This window comes from Streptomyces sp. HUAS CB01, assembly GCF_030406905.1.
GTDB lineage: Bacteria > Actinomycetota > Actinomycetes > Streptomycetales > Streptomycetaceae > Streptomyces > Streptomyces chengbuensis.
In genome coordinates this window covers 7,081,430-7,107,593 of sequence record NZ_CP129137.1, presented here as the reverse complement: position 1 = coordinate 7,107,593, position 26,164 = coordinate 7,081,430, and the positions used below count along the sequence as shown (strand labels likewise).

The following is a 26,164-nucleotide window of genomic DNA, read 5'->3' as shown; positions in this document are numbered from 1 at the left end:
AACAAGCACCGCACTCTAGCGTCAGGCGCGCACCGAGCCGCGCGCGGGCTCCTCGCCGTGGTCGTACACCGTCACCGCTATGCCCTGCTCGACGAGCCGGGCCCGCACCAGCGGCTCCACCCGGGACCAGGTGCCGCCCGCGAGTCCGCAGCCGATCCTCGGCATATGGACGGAGGCCCCCAGTTCGGCGGCCTTGGCGGCGACCGCGCCGAGCGCCGTGTCGATGGCCTCGTACCGCACGGGGACCCCCTTGCTTCCCGTGCGCATCCCCCGCTGACCCACCATGTTCGCCACCCAGACGTACGGCCCGACGCGGACGAACTGGGCCGCACCGAGACCGAAGTCGTTGCCGGCCCGCTCCCGGTGCCAGCGCCGGTACGCCTTCTCCGGCTCCGGCCAGCGGCGCGAGACGGCGACGACGAAGCCCTTGCCCCAGCCGCCCAGATCGTTGCAGACATGCGCGATCAGCTTGACGCCCTTGCCGTGCGGCGCGGTGGCGTCCCCCCGTACGTACGTGATCCCCGTCATGGCACCACCGTACGAGGCGCCTCTGACATCGTGCGCCCGCAGCCGTTCCCGCCCGTCCGTCCTACCGGGACGCGCCGAGGACCTCGTCGGCCGTCATGAAGCGGTGGACCGTCGGCTTCAGCACTTCGCGGAGTAGCCGAAGCGGTCCGTTCCCACCCACGGCGGTCACGGCACGGAGGCTGCGGGAGCGTGTGCCGGCGCACCTGGGGCAGGGTCGGCACGGGTGGGGAATCCGCCCCGGCGGGCGAACCGAGGCGCTCACGCCGGCTGCCGCCTACCCGGTCGCGCTCGGACGAGCGGCCCGGACCGCCCTGCAGGTTTCACAACTCTGGTGAGACAGCAATACTGTTGCACCGACCGGCACCTGCAGGGAGCGAGGAGGACGATGGCGACCGAAACCGAGGGGCCGACGCTGACCGTCGACGAGCTGGCCGCACGCGCGGGCGTCACCGTCCGCACCATCCGGTTCTACAGCACCCGCGGTCTGCTGCCGCCCCCGCAGATCGGCCCGCGCCGCGTGGGCCACTACGGCGCGGAACACCTCTCCCGGCTGGCCCTGATCGAGGAACTGCAGCACCAGGGCATGACGCTCGCCGCCATCGAACGCTACCTTGAACAGCTGCCGCCGGGGCTGTCCGCCCAGGATCTGGCGATCCACCGGGCCCTGGTGTCCTCCTGGGCGCCCGAGTCCGCCGAGGAGACCGGGCTGCAGGAGCTGGTGCGCCGGGCCGGGCGGCCGCTGTCGGACGAGGACGTCGACCGGCTCGCGGCCATGGGCGTGCTGGACCGGACCGCCACGCCCGACGTGTTCCGGCTGGACGGCGGGCTGTTGCGGCTCGGGGTCGAACTGCTCGACGTCCCGATCGCCCACGAGACGATCCTCGCCTCCCGCACGGTCCTGCTGGAGCACGCACGCGCCGCCGCCCAGGAGCTGAGCCGGCTGTTCCGCGACGAGGTGTGGGGCCCGTACCGCGAGCGCGAGTCGGATACGGACCACGTCGCCGCGATGAAGTCCCTCTCGGCCCATATGCAGCCGATGGTGATCCAGGCCCTGGTCACGGCATTCCAGCGGTCGCTGCGGGAGGAACTCCGAGCCGCCTTCGGCTCGGCGGGAGTGCCCCCGGCCGAGCGGGGGCCGCGGCCCGGGGACCCTGCCGGAGCGGTGGACACCCCGGGTACGGAACCGTCGCCGGACACGCCCTGACAACCACACACCGCGCCGGTCGCCGGACACGCCCTGACCACCACACCCCGCGCCGGTCGCGGCTCCGTCCGGGCGGGGAGTCGGCCAGGGGCCTCGGTCGCCGAGCCGGGCGCACCGGCACTGTCCGGCGCCCGAACCGCACCCGCACCGACCCGACCCGGCTCAGCCCGGCCCCGCCCGTGCCGTGCCCCGGCCCGGACCGGTCCGCCGGCTCACCGTCCCCGACCGCACGGCTACTCGTCCGCGCCCGCCCCGCCCAGCCACAGGCAGAACGGGTGTCCCGCCGGGTCCAGACACACCCGGACGTCGTCCTGCGGCTGGAACGCGGCCGTCGTCGCGCCGAGCGCGAGCGCCTCGGCCACGGCCGCGTCCAGGTCGGCGACCTCGATCTCCAGGTGGGCCTGCATCTGCTGCCCGCCCGGCACCGCGGGCCAGACCGGCGGGACGTAGTGCGGTTCGGTCTGGAACGACAGCGCCGTCCCACCGTCCGGCGGCGCGAGCTTCACCCAGTCCGGCTCGTCCGCCACCACCGTCCAGCCCAGCAGCCGCCGGTAGAAGCCGGCGAGCAGACGGGCGTCGGGGGCGTCCAGCGAGGTGCCGCTCAGGCGCGGCCGGGGTCGTCCTGTCGGCGAGGGTCGCGTCATGGCCCACCACCCTGCCGGGACGGGACGGGCCCGCACCAGGGGCGGGCCCGTCGCACGCGTCCCGGCCGGGTCCGCACCCGGCCGGGCGTGCCGTGTCATCCGTCGGTGAAGACCTCGCCCCGCTCGGCCTTCTCCACCAGGAGCGCCGGGGGTTCGAAGCGCTCGCCGTAGGCCTCCGCCAGCCGGCGCGCCCGTGCGACGAAGCCGGGCAGGCCGTTGCCCACCCCGTCACGGCCCTCGTACCCGTTGATGTACTGCAGGACGCCGCCCGTCCACGCCGGGAAGCCGATGCCCATGATGGAGCCGATGTTGGCGTCGGCGACCGACGTCAGCACGCCCTCCTCCAGGCACCGGACGGTGTCCAGTGCCTCGGAGAAGAGCATCCGCTCCTTCATGTCCTCGAACGGGACGTGCACGCCGGGATCGGCGAAGTGCTCGCGCAGCCCCGGCCACAGCCCGGCACGCCTGCCGTCCACGTAGTCGTAGAAGCCCGCGCCGCCGCTGCGCCCCGTGCGCCCGAAGTCGTCGACCAGCCGGTCGATGACGGCGTCCGCCGGGTGCGGGGTCCAGGTGCCGCCTGACTCCTCCACGGCCCGCCGCGTCTCGTTGCGGATCTTGCGCGGCAGGGTGAGCGTGAGCTCGTCCATCAGCGAGAGGACCTTCGCCGGGTAGCCCGCCTGGGCCGCGGCCTGCTCGACCGACGCGGGCTCGACGCCCTCGCCGACCATCGCCACGCCCTCGTTGATGAACTGCCCGATCACCCGCGAGGTGAAGAACCCGCGGGAGTCGTTCACGACGATCGGCGTCTTGTTGATCTGACGGACGAGGTCGAAGGCGCGCGCCAGCGCCTCGTCCCCGGTGCGCTCCCCCTTGATGATCTCGACCAGCGGCATCTTGTCCACGGGCGAGAAGAAGTGCAGACCGATGAAGTCGACGGGCCGCTCCACGCCTTCGGCGAGCAGGGTGATCGGCAGGGTCGAGGTGTTGGAGCACAGCAGCGCGTCCGGCTCGACGACGTCCTGGATCTCCTGGAACACCTTGTGCTTGAGCGCCGGGTCCTCGAAGACGGCCTCGATGACGGCGTCGCAGCCCGCGAGGTCCGCGGGGTCGGCCGTCGGCGTGATCCGGGCGAGCAGCTCGGCGCGCTTCGCCTCGGTCGTGCGGCCCCGGCTCAGCGCCTTGTCCAGCAGCTTCTCCGAGTACGCCTTGCCCCGCTCGGCGGCGTCGGCGTTGACGTCCTTGAGGACGACCTCGATCCCGGCCCGGGCGCAGGAGTACGCGATGCCCGCGCCCATCATCCCGGCGCCGAGGACGGCGACCTTGCGGACCGTGCGCCGCTCGATGCCCTTGGGGCGGTTCGCGCCGGAGTTGACCGCCTGGAGGTCGAAGAAGAACGCCTGGATCATGTTCTTGGCGGTCTGGCCGGTGAGCAGCTCGGTGAAGTACCGCGCCTCGATGACCTGGGCGGTCTCGAAGTCCACCTGCGAGCCCTCGACGGCGGCCGCGAGGATGTTGCGCGGTGCCGGGAACGGGGCGCCGTTGAGCTGCTTCTTGAGGTTGGCCGGGAAGGCGGGCAGGTTCGCGGCGAACTTCGGGTTCGACGGCGTACCGCCGGGGATCCGGTAGCCCTTGACGTCCCAGGGCTGCTGCGACTCGGGGTGTGCCTCGATGAAGGCGCGCGCCTTGGCCATCATCTCCTCGGGCGTGGTGGCGACTTCGTGGACGAGACCGTTCTCGAGCGCGCGCTGCGGGGAGTACTGGGTGCCCTGCAGGAGCACCTTCAGCAGGGCGTCGGCGATGCCCATGAGGCGCACGGTGCGGGTGACGCCGCCGCCGGCGGGCAGCAGTCCGAGCGTGACCTCCGGCAGACCGATCTTGGAGCCGGGTGCGTCGAGGGCGATGCGGTGGTGGCAGGCGAGGGCGATCTCGTAACCGCCGCCCAGCGCGGCGCCGTTGATGGCGGCGACGACGGGCTTGCCCAGGGTCTCGATGCGGCGCAGTGCCCGCTTGATGCCCATGCCCATGTCGAACGCCTGCTGGGCGTGCTCGGGGCCGACCTTGATCATGTCCTTGAGGTCGCCGCCCGCGAAGAAGGTCTTCTTGGCGGAGGTGACGACGATGCCGCGGATGGAGTCCTTCTCGGCCTCGGCCCGGTCGGCGATCGCGGCGATCGACTCGCGGAAGGCCTGGTTCATGGTGTTGGCGGACTGGTCCGGGTCGTCCAGGACGAGGGTGACGATGCCGGTCTCGTCCTGCTCCCAGCGGATGGTGGTGCTCGTCGGCGTTGCGGTCATTGCTGCTTCTCCGTACGGGGGAAGGGGCGGGAGGGACGAGGGGTCAGATGCGTTCGACGATCGTGGCGATGCCCATGCCGCCGCCGACGCAGAGGGTGGCGAGGCCGTACCGCCTGTCCTGGCGCTCCAGTTCGTCGATGAGGCTGCCGAGGATCATCGCGCCGGTGGCGCCGAGGGGGTGGCCCAGCGCGATGGCCCCGCCGTTGACGTTGACCTTGTCGAGGGAGATCCCCATGTCCTTCACGAAGCGCAGGACGACGGCGGCGAAGGCCTCGTTGATCTCGACGAGGTCGATGTCGTCGATCGTCAGCCCGGCCTTGGCGAGCGCCTTGTGCGCGGCGGGCGCGGGGCCGGTGAGCATGATGGTGGGCTCGGAGCCGGAGACCGCCGCGGAGACGATCCGGGCGCGGGGCGTGAGCCCGTACCGCTCGCCGACCTGCTTGGAGCCGACGGCCACGAGCGAGGCCCCGTCCACGATGCCCGAGGAGTTGCCCGCGTGGTGGACGTGGTCGATCTTCTCCACCCAGTGGTACGTCTGGAGCGCGACGGCGTCGAAGCCGCCCATGTCCCCGATGCCCGCGAACGACGGCTTGAGCGCGGCCAGGGAGTCCGCGGTGGTGCCGGGGCGCATGTGCTCGTCGTGGTCGAGGACGACGAGGCCGTTGCGGTCCTTCACCGGGACGACGGAGCGGTCGAAACGGCCGTCCTTCCAGGCCGCGGCCGCCCGCTCCTGGGACAGCGCCGCGTACTCGTCCACGTCGCGCCGGGAGAAGCCCTCGATGGTGGCGATCAGGTCGGCGCCGATGCCCTGCGGTACGAAGTGGGTGTCGAAGTTGGTCATCGGATCCGCGAACCAGGCACCGCCGTCGGACGCCATCGGCACGCGCGACATCGACTCGACGCCGCCCGCCAGCACCAGGTCCTCCCAGCCGGAGCGGACCTTCATCGCCGCCATGTTGACGGCCTCCAGGCCCGAGGCGCAGAAGCGGTTCTCCTGGACGCCGGCGACGGTGTCGGGCAGTCCGGCCGCGATGGCGGAGATCCGGGCGATGTCCGAACCCTGGTCGCCGACCGGGCCCACGACGCCGAGCACGATGTCGTCGATCGCCGCGGGATCCAGCCCCGGGAACCGGGAGCGGATCTCGTGGATCAGGCCGACGACGAGGTCGATCGGCTTGGTGCCGTGCAGGGCGCCGTTGGCCTTGCCGCGGCCGCGCGGGGTGCGGATCGCGTCGTACACATACGCTTCGGTACTCACAACAGAGCCTTTCGCATCACGGGTGAGGGGTGAGGTTCGGGGCGGACGGCGGACGGACGGCGGGCCGCTGCCGCCCGCCCGGGAATCCGCCGGGAGGCAGCGGGGACGCCGGCCGCGAGCGGGCGGAGGCGCACACCGGCCGATCGCGGGAGCGGCCGGTCAGGAGAGCAGCGCGCGGCCGATGATCTCCTTCATGATCTCGGTGGTGCCACCGTAGATCGTCTGGATGCGGCCGTCCGTGAAGGCCTTGGCGACCCGGTACTCCGTCATGTAGCCGTAGCCGCCGTGGAGCTGCAGACAGCGGTCGGCGACCCGCTTCTGCAGTTCCGTCGCCCACCATTTGGCCATCGAGGCGTGCACCGCGTCGAGCTGCCCGGCGGAGTGGTCGACGATGCAGCGGTCGAGGAAGGTCCGGGTGACGGCGCACTCGGTGGCCATCTCCGCTATCTCGAAGCGGATGTGCTGGAGCTTCGCCAGCGGGCGGCCGAACGCCTCGCGCTCCTTCACGTACCGCGTCGTGATCTCCAGCAGGTACTCGGCGGCGGCGATGCCGGCGACCGCGATGTTCAGCCGCTCCTGGGCCAGATTCGTCATCAGGTGGACGAACGCGCCGTTGAGCTGCCCGAGGAGGTTCTCCTTGGGCACCCGCACGTCGTGGAAGAACAGCTCGGCCGTGTCCTGCGCGTGCTGGCCGATCTTGTCGAGGTTGCGGCCGCGCTCGAAGCCCTCCGCCCCCCGCTCCACGACCAGCAGCGACAGCCCCTTGGCGCCCCCCTCCGGCGTGGTCCTGGCGACGACGACCACCAGGTCGGCGAGGATGCCGTTGGAGATGAAGGTCTTGGAACCGTTGAGCAGCCAGTGGTCGCCCCGGTCCTCGGCGGTGGTGCGGATGCCCTGGAGGTCGGAGCCGGCGCCCGGTTCGGTCATCGCGATGGCCGTGATGATCTCGCCGCTGCAGAAGCCGGGAAGCCAGCGCCGCTTCTGCTCCTCGGTCGCGAGGGAGGTGAGGTACGGGCCGATGATGTCGTTGTGCAGGCCGATCGCGAGGCCGGGGGCGCCGGCCCGGGTGAACTCCTCGGCCAGGACGGCGCTGTAGCGGAAGTCGGTGTTCCCGCCGCCGCCGTACTCCTCGGGCACGGCCAGGCCCAGCAGGCCCTGGCGTCCGGCCGCGAGCCAGGCGTCGCGCGAGACGATGCCGTCCTTCTCCCACTGCTCGTAGTACGGCAGCACCTCCTTGTCGAGGAAGGTGCGGACGGTCTCGCGGAACGCGTCGTGCTCGGCGTCGAAGATCTGTCGTTTCATGCCTGAAGCCCCTTCGAGCCGGCTGCGGTCGGGTCGGGTCGGGTTCCGCCGTCGTCCAGGATGCCGGGAGCGTCCCAGTCGCGGGCGATCTCCTCGGCGTCGGCGCCGGGCTGCGCCGGCGGCCGGCGGACGGCGCCGGGGGTGGCGGAGAAGCGGGGGGCCGGGGCCGGCTGGGTGATCCCGCCGTGGTCGGTGAAGGTGCCGCGGGCCGCGAGGTGCGGATGCCCCGGCGCCTCTGCCAGCGAGAGGACGGGGGCCACGCAGGCGTCGGAGCCCTCGAAGACCGCGGTCCACTCGTCCCGCGTCCTCGTGCGGAACCGCTCGGCGACGGCGGCCCGCAGTTCTCCCCAGCGGGCGAAGTCCTTGCGGGCGGGTGCCTCGCCCTCGATGCCGAGCAGCCTGATGAACTCGTCGTAGAACTGCTGCTCGAGCGCCCCGACTGCCATGTACTGGCCGTCGGCGGTCTCGTAGGTCCCGTAGAAGGGGCAGCCCCCGTCGAGGAGGTTCGTGCCGCGGCGGTCCCGCCAGCCGCCTGCGGCCATCATCCCGTGGATCATCGTGGCGAGGTGCGCGGCGCCGTCCACGATCGCCGCGTCGACGACCTGGCCGGTGCCGCCGGGGGTGCGGGCGTGCCGCAGTGCCGCCAGCACGCCGATGACGAGGTACAGCGAACCGCCCGCGTAGTCGCCGACGAGGTTCGCGGGGACAGCGGGCGGCTCGTCCGCCTTCCCGATCATGCCGAGGGTGCCGGTGATCGCGATGTAGGCGATGTCGTGCCCGGCGCGCTGGGCGAGCGGGCCCTCCTGGCCCCAGCCGGTCATCCGGCCGTAGACCAGCTGCGGATTGCGGGCGTGGCACTCCTTCGGCCCGACCCCGAGCCGTTCGGCCACCCCGGGGCGGTAGCCCTCGATGAGCACGTCCGCGCGCTCCACGAGGTCGAGGACCCGCTCGGCGGCCCCGTCGGCCTTGAGGTCGATCAGTACGGACCTCTTGTTCCGGTTCGTGAGGTCGCCGGCGGGGTCGATCGCGAGCCCCGAGCCGCCGGGCCGGTCGACGCGCACGACGTCGGCGCCCAGGTCGGCGAGCAGCATGGCGGCGAACGGACCGGGCCCGATGCCGGCCAGTTCGACGACGCGCACGCCGGCCAGCGGACCGCCCGGCGGGCCGTTCCCTGTCGCTGCCATGAAGCCCCCAGCACTATGACACAACTGATGTAACATCAGTGATGTTAAGAACACGTTCCACTCCGCACAAGCCCCCGAGGCGAGCAAGCGCTTGGTTCCCCTGCGTCGGCGATAAGGTCTGCCGCCGGACCCAGGAATCGGAGACTCCATGCGTATACCCCGCCCCGTCCGCGCCGCAGCGCTCGTCGCACTTCCGGCGGCACTGCTGATCGCCTGCTCCGCCACCGACGACGGCGCGCCGAGGGCCGGGGGGAGCACGACGGCGGCCGGGGCCGGGACGGCGACCGTCGCGGCCGGCCCGGAGCGGGCCGCTGCCGCGGCAACCGAGGAGGCCGCGTCCCCGGCGGCCGGGTCCACGCCCTCCCCCGAGAAGGTCCGCGACGCCTTCGCGGGTCTCCAGGCCACGCTCGACGACGGCTGCACGTCGGAGGGGCAGTGCGCCTATTTCCTCGGGCGCGTGTACGACGAGCTGGAGCGGCTCGACCGGGCCATGAAGGCCGACCCCAAGGGCCCCGGCCACTTCCCCGAGCCGATCGAGTGGATCGCCGGCCTGCGCACGACCATCGGCCCGGACCGCTCGTACCCGAACCTCAAGGCCCACCAGGGAGAGCTCGTCGGCACCCGCGACCGGATCGACACCTGGATGCAGGACCACCCGGACGACTACCGCTGAGACGGCGCGCGCCGGTCGGTCATTGCCGGAAGGGCTGCCGGTCGACCGAGACGGGCCGGGCCGGTGACCGGTCCCCCACCCGACCGGATCGGCCCCGGTCCCCGGATGCGACCGGGGCCGGCAGCGGCGCGGTACGGACGCGGCCCGCCGCGTTACGGGCGCGCCCGGCCGGCGGGGGGCGGTACGAGACGAGCGTGCCGGGCTACCCGGGGAGGCCCGCCCGTGCCGCCGCCGTCAGCGCGCGTCGAGCTCGGCGACCAGCTTCTTCGGGGCGATCGCTCGGTAGCTCTCCTCGACCCAGTCGCAGAGCTCCTCCGCCGACGGCGCGCCCTTCCCGAGCAGCGGGATCCGCACCCAGCCCGCCTTGCCGAGGCCGTACCCCGACGGCTCCGCGCCGGGACAGGAGAGCGCGTGCGCGTGCAACGCCTCGTCCGTGAGCTTCACCCCGACTCCGAGCGGGTGGCTGCCGTCGGTGACACCCATGAAGACGAAGATCTTCTTGTTGACCTTGACGACGGTGTCCCCCCAGGGGAACTCCTCGCCGGCTCCCGGCAGGTCCAGGGCAAAGGACCGCACCTTCTCCCATTTCGCCAGGGCATTCCTCGGCGGTGCCGTCATCCCGTCCTCCCGGTGGAGCGCTTCGTTCGGTCTCACGCTAGCCTCGGCCGGCGACAAACGGCGCGGGACAGGACCCACAGCGGGGTGGAGGGCCAGTGAACAGGCAGAACGGACCGGAGCGGCCGTACGACATCGTGCTCTTCGGCGCGACCGGATTCGTCGGCACCCTCACCGCGGAGTATCTGGCCGCGCATGCCCCCGAGGGCTGCCGCTGGGCCGTCGCCGGGCGCAGCCGGGCACGGCTGGAGCAGCTGCGGGAGCGGCTCACCGCCCTCGACCCGGCCTGCGCCGACCTGCCGCTCGTCGTCGCGGACGCCGAGGACGCGAACTCTTTGCGCGCCCTCGCCGAGTCGACGCGCGTAGTGGCGACGACGGTCGGTCCCTACGTCTGGTACGGCGAGCCGCTGGTCGCCGCCTGCGCGGAGGCCGGCACGGACTACGCCGACCTCACCGGTGAGCCGGAGTTCGTCGACTCCGTCTACATACGGCACGACGCACGGGCCCGTGAGACGGGTGCCCGGCTGGTGCACGCTTGCGGCTTCGACTCGGTGCCGCACGATCTGGGCGTCTACTTCACGGTGCAGCAACTCCCGCAGGACGTGCCGCTGCGCGTCGACGGCTTCGTCCGCGCCGGCGGGATCTTCTCCGGCGGGACGTTCGCTTCCGCGCTCACGGCGATGGGCCGGCAGCGACAGGCCGCGCGCGTGGCGCGGGAGCGCAGGCTCCATGAGCCCCGGCTGATGGGCCGCCGCGCGAGGGCGCCGATCGGGGCGCCCCGCTTCAGCCGGGAGACCGGTGCCTGGGCGCTGCCGCTGCCTACCCTCGACCCCCGGATCGTGGCCCGCTCCGCCGCCGGTCTGAAGCGGTACGGTCCCGACTTCCAGTACCGGCACTACGCGTCGGTGAAGACGCTCCCGATGGCCCTCGGCGGCCCGGTCGCGCTCGGCGCCCTCGCCGCGCTGGCGCAGGTCGGGCCGGCCCGCGCGTGGCTGATGAACCGGTACGAGCCCGGCCGCGGTCCCAGCGCCGAGCAGCGCGAACGCAGCTGGTTCCGGGTCCGTTTCGTCGGCGAGGGCGGCGGCCGCCGGGTCTTCACGGAGGTCTCGGGTGGGGACCCCGGCTACGGCGAGACGGCGAAGATGCTCGCCGAGTCGGCACTCGGCCTCGCCCTCGACGAACTCCCGGCCACCGCGGGCCAGGTCACCACGGCCGTGGCGATGGGCGACGCCCTGCTGGCACGGCTGCGGGCCGCGGGCATCGTCTTCCGGGTCGCCGACGCGCGCTGAAGGCGCTGTCCGGCGCGCGCGGAGGCATGGTCCCGGGGTCGTTGCCGGAAACGACCCCGGGACACGTTTCCGGAAGCACTCCGGACTCGTCCGCGAAGGATTCCGTGCTCGCTGCCGAACGATTCCGGACTCGTCCCCGGCATTCCGGACCTCGTTCCCCGAAGTCTCGTAGGAAATCGGGTCAACGCGCTGATCGGCGGCTTCTCGGGTAGCGTTGTCGAACGACGTGCTCATTCCGGTCGCCTTTCGCTGCTGACCGCTCCGTCGCCTTCCCAGTGCGTCCGCTGCTGGTTCGCGGCGTGACAATTCCCGGCCGGTCGTCCAGAACTCCGCTCGACCCCCGCGGTTCTGGACGAGTGACGAGCTTCGAAAGGAACCCACCATGCCCTTCGCCAAGGCCGAGGACGGCACAGAGATCTACTTCAAGGACTGGGGATCGGGTCAGCCCGTCGTCTTCTCGCACGGCTGGCCGCTGACCGCCGACTCCTGGGACCCCCAGTTGAAGTTCATGGTGGACAACGGGTTCCGCGCCGTCGCCCACGACCGGCGCGGGGGCGGACGCTCCGGTCAGCCGTGGGGCGGGAACGACCTCGACACGTACGCCGACGACCTGGCGGCGGTCATCGAGTCGCTGGATCTCAGGGACGTCATTCTGGTGGGCCACTCGACGGGCGGCGGCGAAGTCACGCGGTACATGGGACGGCACGGCACCGGCCGTGTCGCCAAGGCCGTACTGCTGGGCGCGATACCCCCGCTGATGCTCAAGACGGAGGCGAACCCCGAGGGCCTTCCGATCGAGGTCTTCGACGAGATCCGGAAAGGCGTCCTCACCGACCGGTCCCAGTACTACAAGGACCTCAGCGCGCCCTTCTACGGAGCGAACCGCGACGGATCGACCGTCAGTCAGGGCACCCGCGACGAGTTCTGGCTGTGGTCGATGACCGTCGGCATCAAGGGCGCCCACGACTGCATCAAGGCGTTCTCCGAGACCGACCTCACCGAGGACCTCAGGAGGATCGACGTCCCCACCCTGATCGTCCACGGCGACGACGACCAGATCGTGCCCATCGTGGCCGCCGGGGACAAGTCGTCGAAGCTGGTCAAGGGCGCGGTCTACAAGGTCTATCCGGGAGCACCCCACGGTCTGTCGATGGTCCCCGAGTTCGCCGAGCAGTTCAACGCGGACCTCCTCGAGTTCGCACGCGGCTGAGCCGGGCGCCGGCAACGACCGAGGCGGGTCCGAGGACCGCGGCTGGGTGGTCGGACCCGCCTCGCACACGTGCCACCGTCCGTGCCTCCGTCGACCGGCACGGCGCGCGCCCGGCGTCAACCGCGCCCGGCGTCAACCGCGTCGGAGACGCCGGCGCACGGCCGGCGTCAGACCGCGCACCGTCGCCACGGCGATGGAGAGCACGAAGAGCGTGGCGAGCCCCAGGACGCCCCAGGCGAGCCCGTCCCGGCCGTCGAACTCCGACTCGCCCAACCAGCGCAGGCTGTAGTTGGCCGAGGCGGAGACGGGAAAGGTGAAGTTCCAGAAGCCGAGGCTGAACGGGAGGCAGAGGTACGCCTTGAGCAACGCGATCTGAACGAGCGCCATCACGACGAAGACGCCGAAGAAGGCCAGTTGCAGAGGCCCGATCGGTCCGGGGTAGGCCACGAAGGTCGCGATTCCGCCCGTCGCCGGCGGGGCGAGCAGCACGGACAGGGACGGCAGGACCCGTTCGGGGAGAGGGCCGCCCGTGATGAGGCGTGCGGTGATGACGCCGCCGATGACGACCCAGAAGAACATGCCCACACCCAGAGCCGCCCTGGCCGCGGACACCGCCTGAACACTCGCCAGGCCGATGGCTGCGATGAACGGCCCCGCGACCAGCGGGAGGGTGTAGCCGGGATGCAGTTGCTGGAAGGTCAGTTGGCCGGTCAGCCAGTGCGCGAGCAGCTGCGCGGCAACCACGGCGAGTGCGGCCACCAGGATCCAGCAGACGGTCCGTGCCGCCGCGAGGGGCAAGTACCGACCGAAGTGCACGATCAGCAGAATGCCGACGACCGGAAGGAAGGCCGCCCCGGCCCCCGACGCCGCGCTCTCCCGGTCGCTGCGGAACGCACCTCGGTGACGTGCTCTTTCGCCGATGTAGACGGCGGAGAAGATCAGCCACAGCACGCCCGCGACGGTGTACAGGGTGTCGTCGACCCACTCGGGTGCATGCACGACCAGCACACCTGCGGTCCACGCCCCACCGAGGCCGGCGAAGCCCAACGGAATGGCGAAATGAGGGAGATGGACCAGTCTGACGGTCGAGGACTGAGCGGTGGAAGCCATGACACCCGCCCTGGAATCAGCGCAAAGCGCGGGGGACGCCGGGCGATCCGCGGCGCGCCTCGGCGGGTCCCGCAGCGGGTGCGGCGGGAGTCGGCCGGGCGATGACGCCGGGCGGCCCGCCCCGCGGGAACGGCACGAACGCGGGCACCGGCAATTCTACCGGGACTCTTGCAGAAAAGGGCGGCTCGGCGCGGCCGCACCTTCGCCGAGGTGGACCGGGCCCGGTCCCGTGCGCCACGGCGACGGCCTGCGCCCCGGGCCGACCCGTGGTGCCGCGGCCCGGCCGACCGTGGCCCGAGTGACGCCTCCCGGCGCCCGGACCGGCCCGTCAGCCCGTGGTCGCCGCGCGCAGCGCCCTGCGGCACAGGGCGTCGGCCCGGCGGGTGGACTCGGGGATGCGGAAGTCCGGGGAGAGCGCGAGGGTGTGGGCGCAGGCGTTGTCGAGCGAGACGCGGTGGCCGACCGAGACGAAGACCGGTTTGACGCCGTCCTGCGTGCGCAGCGCCCGCCCCACCACCTCGCCGTCGTCCGCGACCAGCGCCGAGGCGTCACCGCGCCGCTCGCCCGGCGGGTCGTAGGTGAACGTGAAGGGGTTCTTGGCGACCCCGATGACCGGCAGTCCCGTCAGCACCCCGAGATGGCTGGCCAGTCCGAAGCGGCGGGGGTGGGCCAGTCCGTACCCGTCGCACACGACCAGCCCCGGGCCGTGCTCCAGCGACTCCAGCGCGGCGAGCACCGTCGGGATCTCGCGGAAGGCGAGCAGCCCCGGCACGTAGGGGAAGGCGACCCGGCCCGACGCGGTGGTCTCCTCGACGACGTCGAGTGTGGCGGCGTCGAGGACGACGGCGGCCGCGACGACGACGCCGCGCTCGTCGTCGTAGGCCACGTCGACCCCGGTGACGAGGCCCGTGCCCGGCGGCGGGCCGGGTTCGTCCAGGACGACGCGGGTCCTGAGTTCGTCCTGCACCGCGCGGGCTTCGGTCTCGTCGGCGGGTGTCCTGATGAGGGTCATGGTGACACCCAGCCTAGACGTGGGGCTAACCTGCCGATCATGTTCGTAATGGAATTGACCTACACGGCACCGCTCGCACGCGTCGAGGAGCACCAGGATGCCCATGCCGCCTGGCTGGACGCGCTGTACGGCGAGGGCGTCCTGATCGCCTCCGGCCGCAAGAACCCGCGCGACGGCGGTGTGCTGCTCGCGGCGGGCGTCGACCGCGAGGGCGCCGAGCGGATCGCGGCGTCGGACCCCTACTCGGAGGCCGGGGTGTGCGCGTACCGGATCACGGAGTTCATCGCGACCAAGACGGCGCCCGCGCTGGAGGAGTACAGGGAGCAGCCCTCCGTGTGACGGGCGCGGGGCTGGGACGGGGCGCTCCGGGCCGTCTCTCGCGCACCCGGTGCGCCGCGCCCGGTGTCACGGCCGTGCGCGCCTGGGGACGGGCGGGTACCGGGTGGAACGGCCCGGCACCGGCCCGTCCGGTCAGGGCGGCACGAGGGCGACCGGCGTGGCGTCACCACTCCAGGCGCGCCGCGCGCCCCTTCTCGCCGGCCGCCCAGCACCCGAAGTCCGGTGTGCAGTCGACGGTGTCGTACGAGCCGGTGTCCACGGTGCGCCAGGTGCGGCCGGCGTCGGTGGTGAGGTCGGTGCCCGTGGGGCCGACGGCGAGAGCGGCCCTGCGGCTGTGCGGCAGCCAGGCGACGCCGGAGCGGTAGGCGGGCGGCGGGGTCGCGGACTGCCGCCAGGTGCGGCCGCCGTCCCGGGTCACCGCGCCCGCCTGCGGTGAAGCCTGACCGGTGCGGTAGTCGCCGCCGACCGCGAGACCGTGTGCGCGGTCCCGGAAGGCCAGCGCGAAGACGCCCCGCGCCGGGTCACCGGCCGGGATCGTGGACTCGGCCGCGGTCCAGTGCAGTCCGCGGTCCGCGGAGTGCAGCACGCGCGCGGTGGCGCCGCCGCCGGTCGCGAGCCAGACGTCCCTGGGACCGGAGCTCACCAGGCACTGGCCGCTCGCCGCGAAGCCCGCCTCGCCCGGCTGCGCGTCCGGCATCCCCGCGCTCGGCAGCACCTTCCACGACCTGCCGCCGTCCCGTGTGGAGAGGATGCGGTACTTGCCGTCGACGGGGTCGCTCATCGCGAGCCCGTGCCGTGGGTCGAAGAAGGTGATGCAGTCGTAGAACGCCTTGGGGTCGGTGTTGCGGAACGACTCCTCCCAGGTCGCTCCCCCGTCCTCGGTGCGCAGCACCCTCGACGCCTCGCCCTCGCCGATGGCCAGCACGACGGCCCTGCGGGCGTCGAAGGCCTCGACGTCACGGAACTCCAGCTCGCCCGCGCCCGGCGGGGAGACGTTCCGCCAGCTGCGGCCGCCGTCCGTGGTGCGGAGCACGGTGCCCTTCGAGCCCGCGAGCCAGGCGGTCGTGCGGCTGACCGCGGCGAGGCCGCGGAACCGGACGTCCGTCCCGGTCTGCTTGAGCTCCCAGTGCGGTGCCCGGCCCTCCTCGTGCCGCGCGTCCGCCTGCGCGGGTACCGACAGGCCCGCACCCAGGACGGCGGCAAGCGCCACACCGCTCAGCCCCGCCGACACCGTTCGTCTCGACTTCCCCTTGGGTCTCATGGCGCGCGAACGTAGCCGACCCCCGGCACCCGGTCCAGAGGGCCTCCGTTCCGTACCGCGCCGGGTCCCGAGTTCGCCGTCGACCGCAACTGCCGGGCCCTGGGCCTTTTCCCACCGGGCCGTTGCGCTGCTCAGGAGCCTTCCACGGCGCTTGGGAACCGCGATCAGTCATCCGCGCTCCGGGCACGGTCGCAACCGAACCGGCCGCTGTCCGGCCGCCCGAGGCGCCGTCGGCCCTCGCGCTGTGCTGCGCTGCCGCTTCGCTCGAGGAGGCGTGTCCGTCGGGAGAGAACGGCGCCGACCGGACCGGGAGGGGCGACCGAGAGACCCCGAAGGCTGCGGCGGAACGTCCCCTCGGGAAGGCGGAGAAGGCCCTCGACGGACGGTGAAAGACAAAGGGCAAGGAGGTCACCGTCTCCTTGCCACTCTCAACGTATAGCGCACCCCGGGGCTTGCGGCAAGGCCCCGGTCGTACCGCAGAATCCTCGACCGAAGCCAGAACCTGCGGAAATGGGGCTTTTGTGATTGACGTGATCGTTGTCGGCGCCGGACCGACCGGGCTGATGCTGGCCGCTGAACTGCGGCTGGCAGGGGTACGCACGGTCGTGCTCGAGAAGCTGGACGAGCCGACCCGGCAGTCCCGCGGACGCGGACTGCACGTGCGCAGCGTCGAGGTGATGGCCCAACGCGGCCTGCTGGACCGGTTCCTCGCGGTCAGCGAGCCGTTCACGGTGGGCGGCCCGTTCGCCGGAGTGGCCTCGCCGTGGCCGGACGGGTTGGACACGGCACACCCGTACGGCCTCGCCACCCCGCAGACCGTCACTGAGCGCCTGCTCGCCGAACGCGCCGTCGAGCTCGGCGCCGAGATCCGCCGCGGCTTCGAACTGGTCGGGCTGAGCCAGGACGACGACGGGGTGACCGCCGAGTCTGCCGACGGCACACGGCTGCGCTCGCGATACCTCGTCGGCTGCGACGGCGGCCGAAGCATGGTGCGCAAACTGCTCGGTGTCGGCTTCCCGGGCGAGCCCGCCACGGTCGAGACCCTGCTGGGTGACATGGAGTTGACCGAGGACGCGGCGACGGTCGCCGCCGTCGTCGAGGAAGTCCGCAGGACCCAGCTGCGGTTCGGCGCCGTTCCCGACGTGGACGGCAACAAGGGGGTGTTCCGTGTCGTCGTGCCCGCCGACGGTGTGGCCGAGGACCGTGCGACCGCGCCGACGCTCGAGGAGTTCAGGACGCAGCTGCGGGCCTTCGCGGGCACCGACTTCGGCGCTCACTCGCCGCGCTGGCTGTCCCGGTTCGGGGACGCCACCCGGCAGGCCGAGCGCTACCGGGCCGGCCGGGTGCTGCTGGCCGGGGACGCGGCGCACATCCACCCGCCGACCGGCGGGCAGGGGCTCAACCTCGGCGTGCAGGACGCCTTCAATCTCGGCTGGAAGCTGGCCGCCGAGGTCAACGGCTCGGCGCCGGAGGGGCTGCTGGACAGCTACCACGCCGAACGGCACCCGGTGGGAGCCGCCGTGCTGGACAACACCCGGGCGCAGATCGCGCTGCTGGGTACCGATCCGGGGGCGACCGCGCTGCGCGGGCTGTTCGCGAGGCTGATGGAGTTCGAGGCGGTGAACCTGTATGTGACCGAGATGATCACGGCGGTCGGGGTGCGCTACGACCTCGGTGAGGGCCACGACCTGCTCGGGCGGCGGATGCGGGACGTGGAGCTGAAGCAGGGGCGCCTCTACGATCTGATGCACGGCGGCCGCGGACTGCTGCTCGACCGCACCGGCCGGCTGTCGGCGGCGGGCTGGGCGGACCGGGTCGACCACGTCGTCGACGCCGGTGGGGATCCGGACGTGCCGGCGGTGCTGCTGCGGCCGGACGGCCATGTGGCGTGGGTCGGCGAGGACCAGCAGGAGCTGCTCGTCCGGCTGGGGCGGTGGTTCGGCGCCGCCGCAGAGTGAGCGGGCGCCTCGCCGCCGGGCTCCGCCGCCACCGACGCGCGTTCCGGGATGCCCGGTGCGGGCGTCACGACCCCTGGGCTCACGACCCCTGGGCTCACGGCCCCTGGCCTCCGCGGACCGCACGGCAGCGGTCGGGAGGAGGCGTGGGCGTTCACGACTTCCGGGCCTCCCCGGACCCCGCAGGAGCGGTCGGGAGGCGCCGTCGGCGAGGCCACGGCCCCCGGCGCCCGCCGACCCGCCCGCTCCTCCGCGCGGTGACGCAGCTCACGCACCCGGCCGATGCACGGATTCCGTCGTCCGGTCGTCCTCCTCTGTGGCAGAAAAGTGTCGTCCGGCAGCAGCGACGTGAGGGAGCGGGCCTTGTCCAGCGTTATCGAGCAGGCCGTACAGGTCCGTCTGGTCGCCTCCGCGCCACGTATGGAATCCGTGCCGGCGACCCTGCGGTACGACTGCCGCGACCCGTTCGCCGTGAGCATGTCGTTCCCCGCACCGGCCACACTGGAGGGCACCGACGTGTCCTGGGCGTTCTCGCGCGATCTGCTGGTGCAGGGCATGGACGAGCCCGCGGGGCTGGGTGACGTGCGCGTGCGGCCCTACGGCTACGACCGGACCGTCCTGGAGTTCCACGCCCCCGAGGGCACCGCGATGATGCACATCCGCACGTCCGAACTGCGCCGCTTCCTGAAGCGGGCCCAGGGACTCGTGCCGGCCGGCCGGGAGCACCTCCACCTGGACCTGGACGCGGACCTGGCCGAGCTGATGCGCGACGCCCACTGAGGCCGCCGGAGCGCCCCTCGGCGGCATCCGCCGCCCCGTTCACAAATCGTTTGCCGACCGCCCCTGCCGGGCGTATTTTCGTGACCGGCCCTGTTGTCGTCGATCGGAGAAGGACGTTGCTCGTCTGAGGTCCTGAGACACCGTGTCACGCGGCTTTCCGCCCGCGTGCCCGTGTGCGACCTCGGCGTACGAGCCGTCCCGTTCCCGGACCAGGGCCTTTGTGCCGTCCGACCGGTGTCTCACCCGTTGCCCCTTTTTCTTCTCACGCAACAGGGAGACCGTATGTCTACCTTCCCCACCTATGTGACCTGCTCCTCGCTGTCCTTCTCCTGGCCGGACGGCACTCCCGTCCTCGAGGAGTTCCAGCTGGCCGTCGGCCCCGGCAGAACGGGGCTGATCGGACTCAACGGCTCGGGCAAGTCCACGCTGCTGCGGCTGATCGCCGGAGAGCTCTCGCCCACGGAGGGCGCTGTGCGGATCGCGGGTGAGGTCGGCTATCTGCCGCAGAACGCCGTGCTGGACACGGCGTTGCGCGTGGACGTGGCCCTCGGGATCGCCGCCACCCGTGCGGCGCTGCACGCCATCGAGGCGGGCGACGCACGGGAGGAGCACTTCACGGCGGTCGGCGACGACTGGGACGTGGAGGAGCGGGCCCGCGCCACCCTCGATCAGCTGGGGCTCGGGCACGTCGGCCTCGACCGGACCGTCGGCGAGATGTCGGGCGGCGAGTGCGTGCTGCTCAGGCTCGCGGCGCTGCTGCTGGCGCGACCCGATGTGCTCCTGCTCGACGAGCCGACGAACAACCTGGACCTCTTCGCCCGCGCGCGGCTGTACGAGGCCGTGGAGGCCTGGTCCGGAGTGATGATCGTGGTCAGCCACGACCGTGAACTCCTGGAGCGGGTCGACCAGATCGCCGATCTCCGCGACGGCGAGGTGACCTGGTACGGCGGCACCTACTCGGACTACGAGGAGGCGCTGGCCGTCGAGCAGGACGCCGCCGAGCGGATGGTCCGCGTGGCCGAGGCCGATGTCCAGCGCCAGAAGCGCGAACTGGCCGAGGCCCAGGTCAAACTGGCCCGCCGCAAGCGCTACGGGCAAAAGATGTTCGAGCAGAAGCGCGAGCCGAAGATCGTGATGGGCGCGCGCAAACGCCAGGCGCAGGTCTCCGCGGGCAAGCACCGCACGATGCACGCCGAGAAGCTGACCGAGGCGAAGGAGCGGCTCGCGGATGCCGTGGACGCGGTGCGGGACGACGACGAGATCCGCGTCGAACTGCCGTACACCAAGGTCCATCCGGGCCTGGGCGTCCTGCGGCTGTCCGACGTGGAGCTCCGCTACGGGGCCCGGGTGCAGGGCGAGTTCGATCTGCGCGGTCCGGAGCGGATCGCCCTCGTCGGGCGGAACGGGGCCGGCAAGACGACCCTGCTCCGCACGATCGCCGGGGAGTTGCAGCCGGTCTCGGGTGAGGTGGCGGCCCAGGTGCCGCTGCGCTTCCTCCCGCAACGGCTGGACGTGCTGGACGACGGGCTGAGCGTCGTAGGGAACGTGGCACGGTTCGCGCCCGAGGCGACGGACAACGCGATCCGGGCGCGGCTGGCCCGCTTCCTGTTCCGGGGGGCACGGGCCGATCGCCCGGCGGGAACGCTCTCCGGGGGCGAGCGGTTCCGCGCCGCGCTGGCGGCGCTGCTGCTCGCCGAGCCCGCCCCGCAGCTGCTGATGCTGGACGAGCCGACGAACAATCTCGACATGGCGAGCGTGCGGGGGCTCACGGAGGCCCTGGAGGCGTACGAAGGCGCGCTGATCGTGGCCAGCCACGACGTGACGTTCCTGGAGTCACTGGGGATCACCCGCTGGCTGCTGCTCGACGGTGAGCTGCGGCCCACGTCCGCCGAGGAGGTACGGGAGGAGCTGATGGGGGGATGACCGGTTGAGCCCGCCGTGACGACCGGCCGGCGCCTTCGCCACGGCCGGCACCTGGCCGCCTGCGCCGGCCTGGCACGGGTCATCCGCGCCTCCGCCGGCCGTGCCGGCGGGCCCTGGCCGCCGACACGGCGGTCCCGGCCGCGCTGCCGCGGCCTCCGGCGGCGTGGCACCCGAGGCCGCCGCGCACGGCCACCCGCCCGCTCACCAGGGGCGGCCGGACGCACGGGCGGCGCGCGCCGTGTGGGACGGGACGGAATCGGGCAGGTGGGGCTCATGATGGCCCTGCCGCCCCCCAATTCGGTCCCTGGAGAGCCTGTGCCGAGCAGAAAAGCACTGATCCGACGCCCGAGCCCCCGCGTGGCGGACGGCCTGGTCACCCATGTGGAGCGCCGCGCCGTCGACGCACGGGCGGCGCTCGCCCAGTGGAAGGCGTACGGCGAGGCCCTGCGGGCGCACGGCTGGGAGACGATCGAGGCCGAGCCCGCCGACGACTGCCCCGACGGCGTCTTCATCGAGGACAGCGTGGTGATGTTCCGCAACGTCGCCCTCATCGCCCGCTCGGGGGCCGAGACCCGCCGCCCGGAGACGGCCGGGGTGGAGGAGGCCGTGGCGAGGCTCGGCTGCTCGGTGAACTGGGTCTGGGAGCCGGGCACGCTCGACGGGGGCGACGTGCTCAAGATCGGCGACACCGTCTACGTGGGCCGCGGCGGGCGGACGAACGCGGCCGGGGTGCAGCAGCTGCGCGCGGCCTTCGAGCCGCTGGGCGCGCGGGTCGTCGCCGTACCCGTGTCGCGCGTACTCCATCTGAAGTCGGCGGTGACCGCCCTGCCCGACGGGACCGTGATCGGTTACGAGCCGCTGGTCGAGCAGCCGTCGCTGTTCCCCCGGTTCCTGCCCGTCCCCGAGGAGGCCGGGGCGCATGTGGTCCTCCTCGGTGGCGCAAAACTGCTGATGGCGGCGAGCGCTCCCAAGACGGCGGAGCTGTTCGCCGACCTCGGATATGAACCGGTTCCGGTGGACATCAGCGAGTTCGAGAAGCTCGAGGGCTGCGTGACGTGTCTCTCCGTACGACTCCGGGACCTGCATACATAACGGCACGCAGGGGGACATCACGGCCGCGCGCTTGGTCTATGGCTTACTGCACCTTTAACCTACGGTTTCGTAACCTACGAGGTCGTAGGTAAGTCGCATGCCGTGATCCGGCCAGTGCCTTGCCGTCGGTGTCGTGCGTACCGCACGACGACGTCCCTCCCCCACCCGTCCCCAGGAGCCCCCGTGACGATCACCTCTCCCCACCTCGGCAGTTCGGAAGTGTGGACCGACGCCCGGCTGCTGTACGCGCTGGAGGAGGTTGTGGAGAAGGAGCTCAACCGCCACCTCAAGGTCGCCAAGGACTGGATGCCCCACGAGTACGTGCCGTGGTCGGACGGCCGGAACTTCCCCGGCCTCTTCGAAGACGGCGAGGAGTGGGAGCCCGGTCAGTCCAAGGTCACCGACGTGGGGAAGACCGCCCTCGTCGTCAATCTGCTGACCGAGGACAACCTGCCCAGCTACCACCACGAGATCGCGACGCTCTTCGGCCGCGACGGCGCCTGGGGCACCTGGGTGCACCGCTGGACCGCCGAGGAGGGCCGGCACGGCATCGTCATGCGCGACTACCTGCTGACCTCGCGGGCCGTCGACCCGGACAAGCTCGAGCAGTTCCGTATGGCGCACATGTCGGAGGGCTTCGAGTCCGACAACCGCCACTCGATGCTGCACTCGGTCGCGTACGTGGCCTTCCAGGAGCTCGCCACGCGTATCTCGCACCGCAACACGGGCCACCAGTCGGGCGACCCCGTCTGCGACCGGATGCTGTCGCGGATCGCCACCGACGAGAACCTGCACATGGTCTTCTACCGCAATCTGCTCGGCGCGGCCTTCGAGATCGCGCCGGACCTGACCATGCAGGCCGTGCGGGACGTCGTGGTGAACTTCCGGATGCCCGGGCACGGGATACCGGGATTCGAGCGCGCGGCGGCGCAGATGGCGATCGGTGAGATCTACAACCTGCGGATCCACCACGACGACGTGCTGCAGCCGGTGCTGCGCTTCCTGAAGGTGATGGAGATCGACGGGCTCGGCCCCGAGGGCGTGAAGGCACAGGAGGAACTGGGACTGTACATGGGCGGGCTGGACTCCGAGGCCGCCAAGTTCGACGAGAAGCTCGCGGCCCGCAAGGCCCGGCTGGCGGCCCGCGCGAAGGGCTGACCCGGGCGCGCCGCTCCGACGGAATCGCCGGGCGCGAACGAGGCGGAGTTCATGGCCGCCCGCGGGTGTGCGCCGCTCCCACCCGTACCCGCGGGCACCGGCCGGTGCCCGCGGGGAACCTCCGCCCCCGTCGCACGACGCGACGGGGGCGGTCGGCGTCGTGGCCCGGCCGGAGACCTCCGCCGGCCGGAACGCGGTGTTCGGCGGGGACGGCCGTCCGCCGGCCTGGACGCGCCCCGTAATCTGTCCGGCGTGAAGCCCGCGACCCGCATCATCCTCATAGGCGCCCCGGTGGCCATCGTCGTGTCCATGATCCTCGGCGTCGGCAGCGAGGACGAGATCCCGCTCGCCGACCGTCCGCGCGAGGCCCGCACCACGGCGGCCCCCGTGCAGAACCCCCTCAAGTCGGGCACGGCCTCCGAGCGGCAGGCGCTGGAGGCCAGGATCGCCAAAATGCCCGCCGGGCTCGCGGACCCCGCCAAGAAGGAGATCGCCGCGCGGCTGGTGTCCACCGCCGAGCACTCCACCCTGGACTGGCGCGGTCAGTACGACGCCATCGAGGACCTCGGCGACGGCAACGGCTACACCGCCGGGATCATCGGGTTCTGCTCCGGCACCAACGACATGCTGCAGCTGGTCGAGGCGTACACCGCCGACCACCCGGACAACGGTCTGGCCCGGTACCTCCCCGCCCTCAGGGAGGTCGACGGCACCGACTCGCACGAGGGGCTGGACCCCGGCTTCACCGACGCCTGGGTCGCGGAGGCCGGGAAGCCGGCCTTCCGCGCCGCGCAGAACGCCGCCCGCGACCGGATCTACTTCGACCCCGCCGTCCGGCTCGCCAAGATGGACGGGCTCGGCACGCTCGGCCAGTTCATCTACTACGACGCGATGCTGCTGCACGGCCCGGGCCTCGAACCCGACGGGTTCTACGGCATCCGCCAGGCCGCCATGAAGAAGGCCCGGACGGCGGCGGAGGGCGGCGCTGAGAAGGCGTATCTGAACGCCTTCCTCGACGAGAGCCGCTCGGCGATGCGGACCCGGATCGGTTCCGCCCAGCGCGACACCTCGCGCATCGACACGGCGCAGCGGGTTTTCCTGCGCAACGGCAACATGAAGCTGGCCGCGCCGCTGGAGTGGCGGATGTACGGGGAGACGTTCCGGATCCCCGCTTCCTGACGCCCGTGCGCCGGGCACGGCCGGGCACGGGGCCCGGCCCGTGCCGTGGCGGGACCTGACCGCGACGGCCGTCCGGACCTGACCGCGACCGGACCCGGGCCGCGCCCCGTCCGGACCTGACCCGACCGAACCCGACCCGACGCGCGACCGGAGCCGACCGGGCCTCTCCGGTCCGGGTCCGGACGGTGCCGTGGCGCGGCCGGACCGGAGCCGGTGCCGCCAGGTCCCGCTGCCGCCTCCGCCGTCACCAGTCGGCGACCCGGTAGTCCTTGAGGAAGACCCCGGACAGCGGCGCGCCCGCCTCGCCCCGTACGACCGGGTCGTACACACGGGCCGCTCCGTCGACGACGTCGAGCGGCGTACGGGTGCCCACCGCCGCGATCCGCGCCTTCCGCGGGGCCGGGTTCTCGTCGGTGATCCATCCCGTGTCCACGCTGCACATGTGCACGCCCTGAGCGGCGAGTTCCGCCGCGCTCGTACGGGTCAGCATGTTCAGCGCCGCCTTCGCCATGTTGGTGTGGGGGTGGCCGCCGGTCTTGTTGCGCACGGCGAACCGGCCCTCGACGGCCGACACGTTGACGACGTAGCGGCGCGGCCGGGGCGAGGCGAGCAGCAGCGGAAGCAGCCGGTCGCACAGCAGCGCGGGGGCGACGGAGTTGACGAGCTGCACCTCCAGGAGCTCGGCCGGGTCGAGCTCGCCGATGCGCGCCGACCAGGAGTTGGCGGCTGAGAGGTCGGGCAGCAGCCCGGCCTCGTCGGCGCCGTCGAGCACCAGGTCGAGCGGGGCGGACGGGCCCGCGGTGACCGCCGCCGGCACGTACCCGGGGGCGGCCAGCACACCCGCCGGACGGTCGCCGCCCTCGCCGGACGCGAGCAGCGCGTACGACTCGGGCGGCCTGCGTATGGTCTGCGCGGCGTTGTTGACGAGGATGTCGAGCGGCTCGCCGTCGGCCCGCAGCCGGTCGCACAGCCCGAGGACCTGGCGCGGGTCGCGGAGGTCGATCGCGACGACGGTCAGCCGGTCGATCCACTCCCCACTGCCCGGCACGGCGTGGAACCGACGCAGGGCGTCCTGCGGGAAACGGCTCGTGACCAGCACGTGCGCGCCGTCGCGCAGCATCATCAGGGCCAGCTGGAAGCCGATCTTCACACGGCCGCCGGTGAGGAGGACGCGGCGGCCGGACAGGTCGGTGCGCAGCGCGCGCCGCGTGGTGTTGTCCCGCGCGCAGTCGGGGCAGAGCCGGTGGTAGAAGGCATCCGCCTGTCGATACAGCGACTTGCAGACATAGCAATGACGGGGCTTAAGGAAGGTCCCCACGGTGCCGCGACGGGACTCCAGCGCGGCGTCCTCACGACGGTCGAGGGCGCCGGTCGCCGTGGCAGCGCTGAGCAGGGCATCGGCGTCGGAGCGCTCCCGCCGACGGGCCTTGCGGCGCTTGTTCCGGCTCTCGCGGGCGAAGGACGCGGCGATCTCCTCGCCGCGGATCCGCGCCGGATCCTCCAGGGGAAGGCCCCGCAGCCGCTCCACCGTCCGGCCGAAAGCGGCCAGTTCCTCGTCCGTGACCGTGCCGTCCGACGCGTCCGGGGCGGCGCCCGTCGCCGTCGCGTACATCTGCTTCATGCGCAGGTGATCGTAGCCAGCGCCGGCGCGTGTGGGCATCCTGAATTCCCCTCGCCCGGAAGGCGTACGGCGTTGCCGCGCCCGGGCGACGGTCTGACCGCGAGACCGCAAGACCGCGAGACTGAGAGACCGCGAGGGGAGCACTTCGGGCGCGCGCCGGCGACCTCGCCGCCCCGCCGGACCGCTTCACCGCCGGGCTCCTTCCCCGCCGGCTCGTCCCCGCCGGACGCTACCCGTGGCGCCCGATCCGGGAGCGCCGCAGCCTGCCGCGCTCCTTCTCCGAGAGGCCGCCCCAGACACCGAAGCGCTCGTCGTTGGCGAGCGCGTACTCCAGGCACGCCACACGGCCCTCGCAGGCGCCGCACAGCTGCTTCGCCTCTCGGGTGGAGGAACCGGGAGCCGGGAAGAAGAACTCGGGGCCGACCTGGGCGCAGAGGGCGGTTTCCTGCCAGGAGAGTTCGTGGTCGGGTGCGGCGGTGGTGGTGTTCATGGGCATGGTCGACAGGCTGCCTCGCGGTGATAAACGGCATGTC

General features: G+C 72.5%; 23 protein-coding genes. 11 read left to right on the top strand and 12 right to left on the bottom strand.

Annotated features, from left to right (window positions below):
* Positions 1–21: 21 nt before the first annotated feature.
* The gene (locus QRN89_RS30985; protein WP_290352725.1) at positions 22–528 is read right to left on the bottom strand and encodes a macro domain-containing protein; all 507 of its coding nucleotides are present in this window, start codon (positions 526–528) and stop codon (positions 22–24) included.
* A gap of 385 nt (positions 529–913) precedes the next feature.
* Here QRN89_RS30985 and QRN89_RS30980 point away from each other — a divergent pair, with 385 nt between their 5' ends.
* Entirely contained in the window at positions 914–1,732 is an 819-nt protein-coding gene (locus QRN89_RS30980) for a MerR family transcriptional regulator (protein WP_290352724.1), read from the top strand.
* 233 nt (positions 1,733–1,965) lie between these two features.
* On the opposite strand, the gene QRN89_RS30975 is transcribed toward QRN89_RS30980, so the two are convergent.
* The 5 genes from QRN89_RS30975 to QRN89_RS30955 form a co-directional block, all read right to left on the bottom strand.
* Entirely contained in the window at positions 1,966–2,376 is a 411-nt protein-coding gene (locus tag QRN89_RS30975) for a VOC family protein (protein WP_290352723.1), read from the bottom strand.
* A gap of 95 nt (positions 2,377–2,471) precedes the next feature.
* Positions 2,472–4,670 (bottom strand): 3-hydroxyacyl-CoA dehydrogenase NAD-binding domain-containing protein, encoded by a 2,199-nt coding sequence (locus QRN89_RS30970; protein ID WP_290352722.1) that lies wholly within the window; start codon positions 4,668–4,670, stop codon positions 2,472–2,474.
* Between the two features lie 43 nt (positions 4,671–4,713).
* Positions 4,714–5,928 carry an acetyl-CoA C-acetyltransferase gene (locus QRN89_RS30965; RefSeq protein ID WP_290352721.1) on the bottom strand — a complete coding sequence of 405 codons (1,215 nt, stop codon included), beginning with the start codon at positions 5,926–5,928 and terminating at the stop codon, positions 4,714–4,716.
* A gap of 159 nt (positions 5,929–6,087) precedes the next feature.
* On the bottom strand, positions 6,088–7,230 hold the full coding sequence (locus QRN89_RS30960) for an acyl-CoA dehydrogenase family protein (RefSeq protein ID WP_290352720.1): 1,143 nt from the start codon (positions 7,228–7,230) through the stop codon (positions 6,088–6,090).
* Complete coding sequence (locus QRN89_RS30955) at positions 7,227–8,414, bottom strand: CaiB/BaiF CoA transferase family protein (protein WP_290352719.1); 1,188 nt, start codon at positions 8,412–8,414, stop codon at positions 7,227–7,229. Before QRN89_RS30955 ends, QRN89_RS30960 begins: the two co-directional genes overlap by 4 nt.
* A 148-nt stretch (positions 8,415–8,562) precedes the next feature.
* Between QRN89_RS30955 and QRN89_RS30950 the strand changes: the two genes are divergently transcribed.
* A complete protein-coding gene (locus QRN89_RS30950; RefSeq protein WP_290352718.1) occupies positions 8,563–9,087 on the top strand; it encodes a hypothetical protein in 525 nt (174 codons plus the stop codon).
* 234 nt (positions 9,088–9,321) lie between these two features.
* Here QRN89_RS30950 and QRN89_RS30945 read toward each other — a convergent pair whose 3' ends face one another.
* The gene (locus tag QRN89_RS30945; RefSeq protein ID WP_290352717.1) at positions 9,322–9,705 is read right to left on the bottom strand and encodes an MmcQ/YjbR family DNA-binding protein; all 384 of its coding nucleotides are present in this window, start codon (positions 9,703–9,705) and stop codon (positions 9,322–9,324) included.
* 95 nt (positions 9,706–9,800) lie between these two features.
* Here QRN89_RS30945 and QRN89_RS30940 point away from each other — a divergent pair, with 95 nt between their 5' ends.
* Both QRN89_RS30940 and QRN89_RS30935 read left to right on the top strand, forming a co-directional pair.
* The gene (locus QRN89_RS30940; RefSeq protein ID WP_290352716.1) at positions 9,801–10,991 is read left to right on the top strand and encodes a saccharopine dehydrogenase family protein; all 1,191 of its coding nucleotides are present in this window, start codon (positions 9,801–9,803) and stop codon (positions 10,989–10,991) included.
* A gap of 382 nt (positions 10,992–11,373) precedes the next feature.
* On the top strand, positions 11,374–12,201 hold the full coding sequence (locus QRN89_RS30935) for an alpha/beta fold hydrolase (RefSeq protein ID WP_290352715.1): 828 nt from the start codon (positions 11,374–11,376) through the stop codon (positions 12,199–12,201).
* 132 nt (positions 12,202–12,333) lie between these two features.
* Here QRN89_RS30935 and QRN89_RS30930 read toward each other — a convergent pair whose 3' ends face one another.
* Together QRN89_RS30930 and QRN89_RS30925 are read right to left on the bottom strand one after the other, a co-directional pair.
* A complete protein-coding gene (locus QRN89_RS30930) occupies positions 12,334–13,311 on the bottom strand; it encodes an SLAC1 family transporter (RefSeq protein WP_290352714.1) in 978 nt (325 codons plus the stop codon).
* Positions 13,312–13,639: 328 nt separating this feature from the next.
* Positions 13,640–14,323 carry an endonuclease V gene (locus QRN89_RS30925; RefSeq protein WP_290352713.1) on the bottom strand — a complete coding sequence of 228 codons (684 nt, stop codon included), beginning with the start codon at positions 14,321–14,323 and terminating at the stop codon, positions 13,640–13,642.
* 39 nt (positions 14,324–14,362) lie between these two features.
* Between QRN89_RS30925 and QRN89_RS30920 the strand changes: the two genes are divergently transcribed.
* Positions 14,363–14,662, top strand: coding sequence for a YciI family protein (locus QRN89_RS30920; RefSeq protein WP_290352712.1), 300 nt, complete (start codon positions 14,363–14,365; stop codon positions 14,660–14,662).
* Between the two features lie 163 nt (positions 14,663–14,825).
* Here the strand turns inward: QRN89_RS30920 and QRN89_RS30915 are convergent, their stop codons facing one another.
* Complete coding sequence (locus QRN89_RS30915; protein WP_290352711.1) at positions 14,826–15,923, bottom strand: WD40/YVTN/BNR-like repeat-containing protein; 1,098 nt, start codon at positions 15,921–15,923, stop codon at positions 14,826–14,828.
* Between the two features lie 521 nt (positions 15,924–16,444).
* On the opposite strand from QRN89_RS30915, the gene rox reads away from it, so the two are divergent.
* From rox to QRN89_RS30885, 6 genes are all read left to right on the top strand, one after another.
* Positions 16,445–17,881 (top strand): rifampin monooxygenase, encoded by a 1,437-nt coding sequence (gene rox / locus QRN89_RS30910; protein ID WP_290352710.1) that lies wholly within the window; start codon positions 16,445–16,447, stop codon positions 17,879–17,881.
* Between the two features lie 360 nt (positions 17,882–18,241).
* Entirely contained in the window at positions 18,242–18,658 is a 417-nt protein-coding gene (gene ssgD / locus QRN89_RS30905; RefSeq protein ID WP_290352709.1) for a spore wall synthesis regulator SsgD, read from the top strand.
* Positions 18,659–18,940: 282 nt separating this feature from the next.
* Positions 18,941–20,581, top strand: a complete 1,641-nt coding sequence (locus tag QRN89_RS30900; protein ID WP_290352708.1) for an ABC-F family ATP-binding cassette domain-containing protein — start codon at positions 18,941–18,943, stop codon at positions 20,579–20,581.
* 315 nt (positions 20,582–20,896) lie between these two features.
* Entirely contained in the window at positions 20,897–21,673 is a 777-nt protein-coding gene (gene ddaH, locus QRN89_RS30895) for a dimethylargininase (protein WP_290352707.1), read from the top strand.
* Positions 21,674–21,856: 183 nt separating this feature from the next.
* A complete protein-coding gene (locus QRN89_RS30890) occupies positions 21,857–22,831 on the top strand; it encodes an acyl-ACP desaturase (RefSeq protein ID WP_290352706.1) in 975 nt (324 codons plus the stop codon).
* A gap of 309 nt (positions 22,832–23,140) precedes the next feature.
* Entirely contained in the window at positions 23,141–24,010 is an 870-nt protein-coding gene (locus tag QRN89_RS30885) for a chitosanase (RefSeq protein ID WP_290353928.1), read from the top strand.
* Between the two features lie 244 nt (positions 24,011–24,254).
* Here QRN89_RS30885 and QRN89_RS30880 read toward each other — a convergent pair whose 3' ends face one another.
* Together QRN89_RS30880 and QRN89_RS30875 are read right to left on the bottom strand one after the other, a co-directional pair.
* Positions 24,255–25,622, bottom strand: a complete 1,368-nt coding sequence (locus tag QRN89_RS30880; RefSeq protein WP_290353927.1) for an SDR family NAD(P)-dependent oxidoreductase — start codon at positions 25,620–25,622, stop codon at positions 24,255–24,257.
* Between the two features lie 238 nt (positions 25,623–25,860).
* Positions 25,861–26,127, bottom strand: coding sequence for a WhiB family transcriptional regulator (locus QRN89_RS30875; RefSeq protein WP_290352705.1), 267 nt, complete (start codon positions 26,125–26,127; stop codon positions 25,861–25,863).
* Between the last annotated feature and the right edge of the window lie 37 nt (positions 26,128–26,164).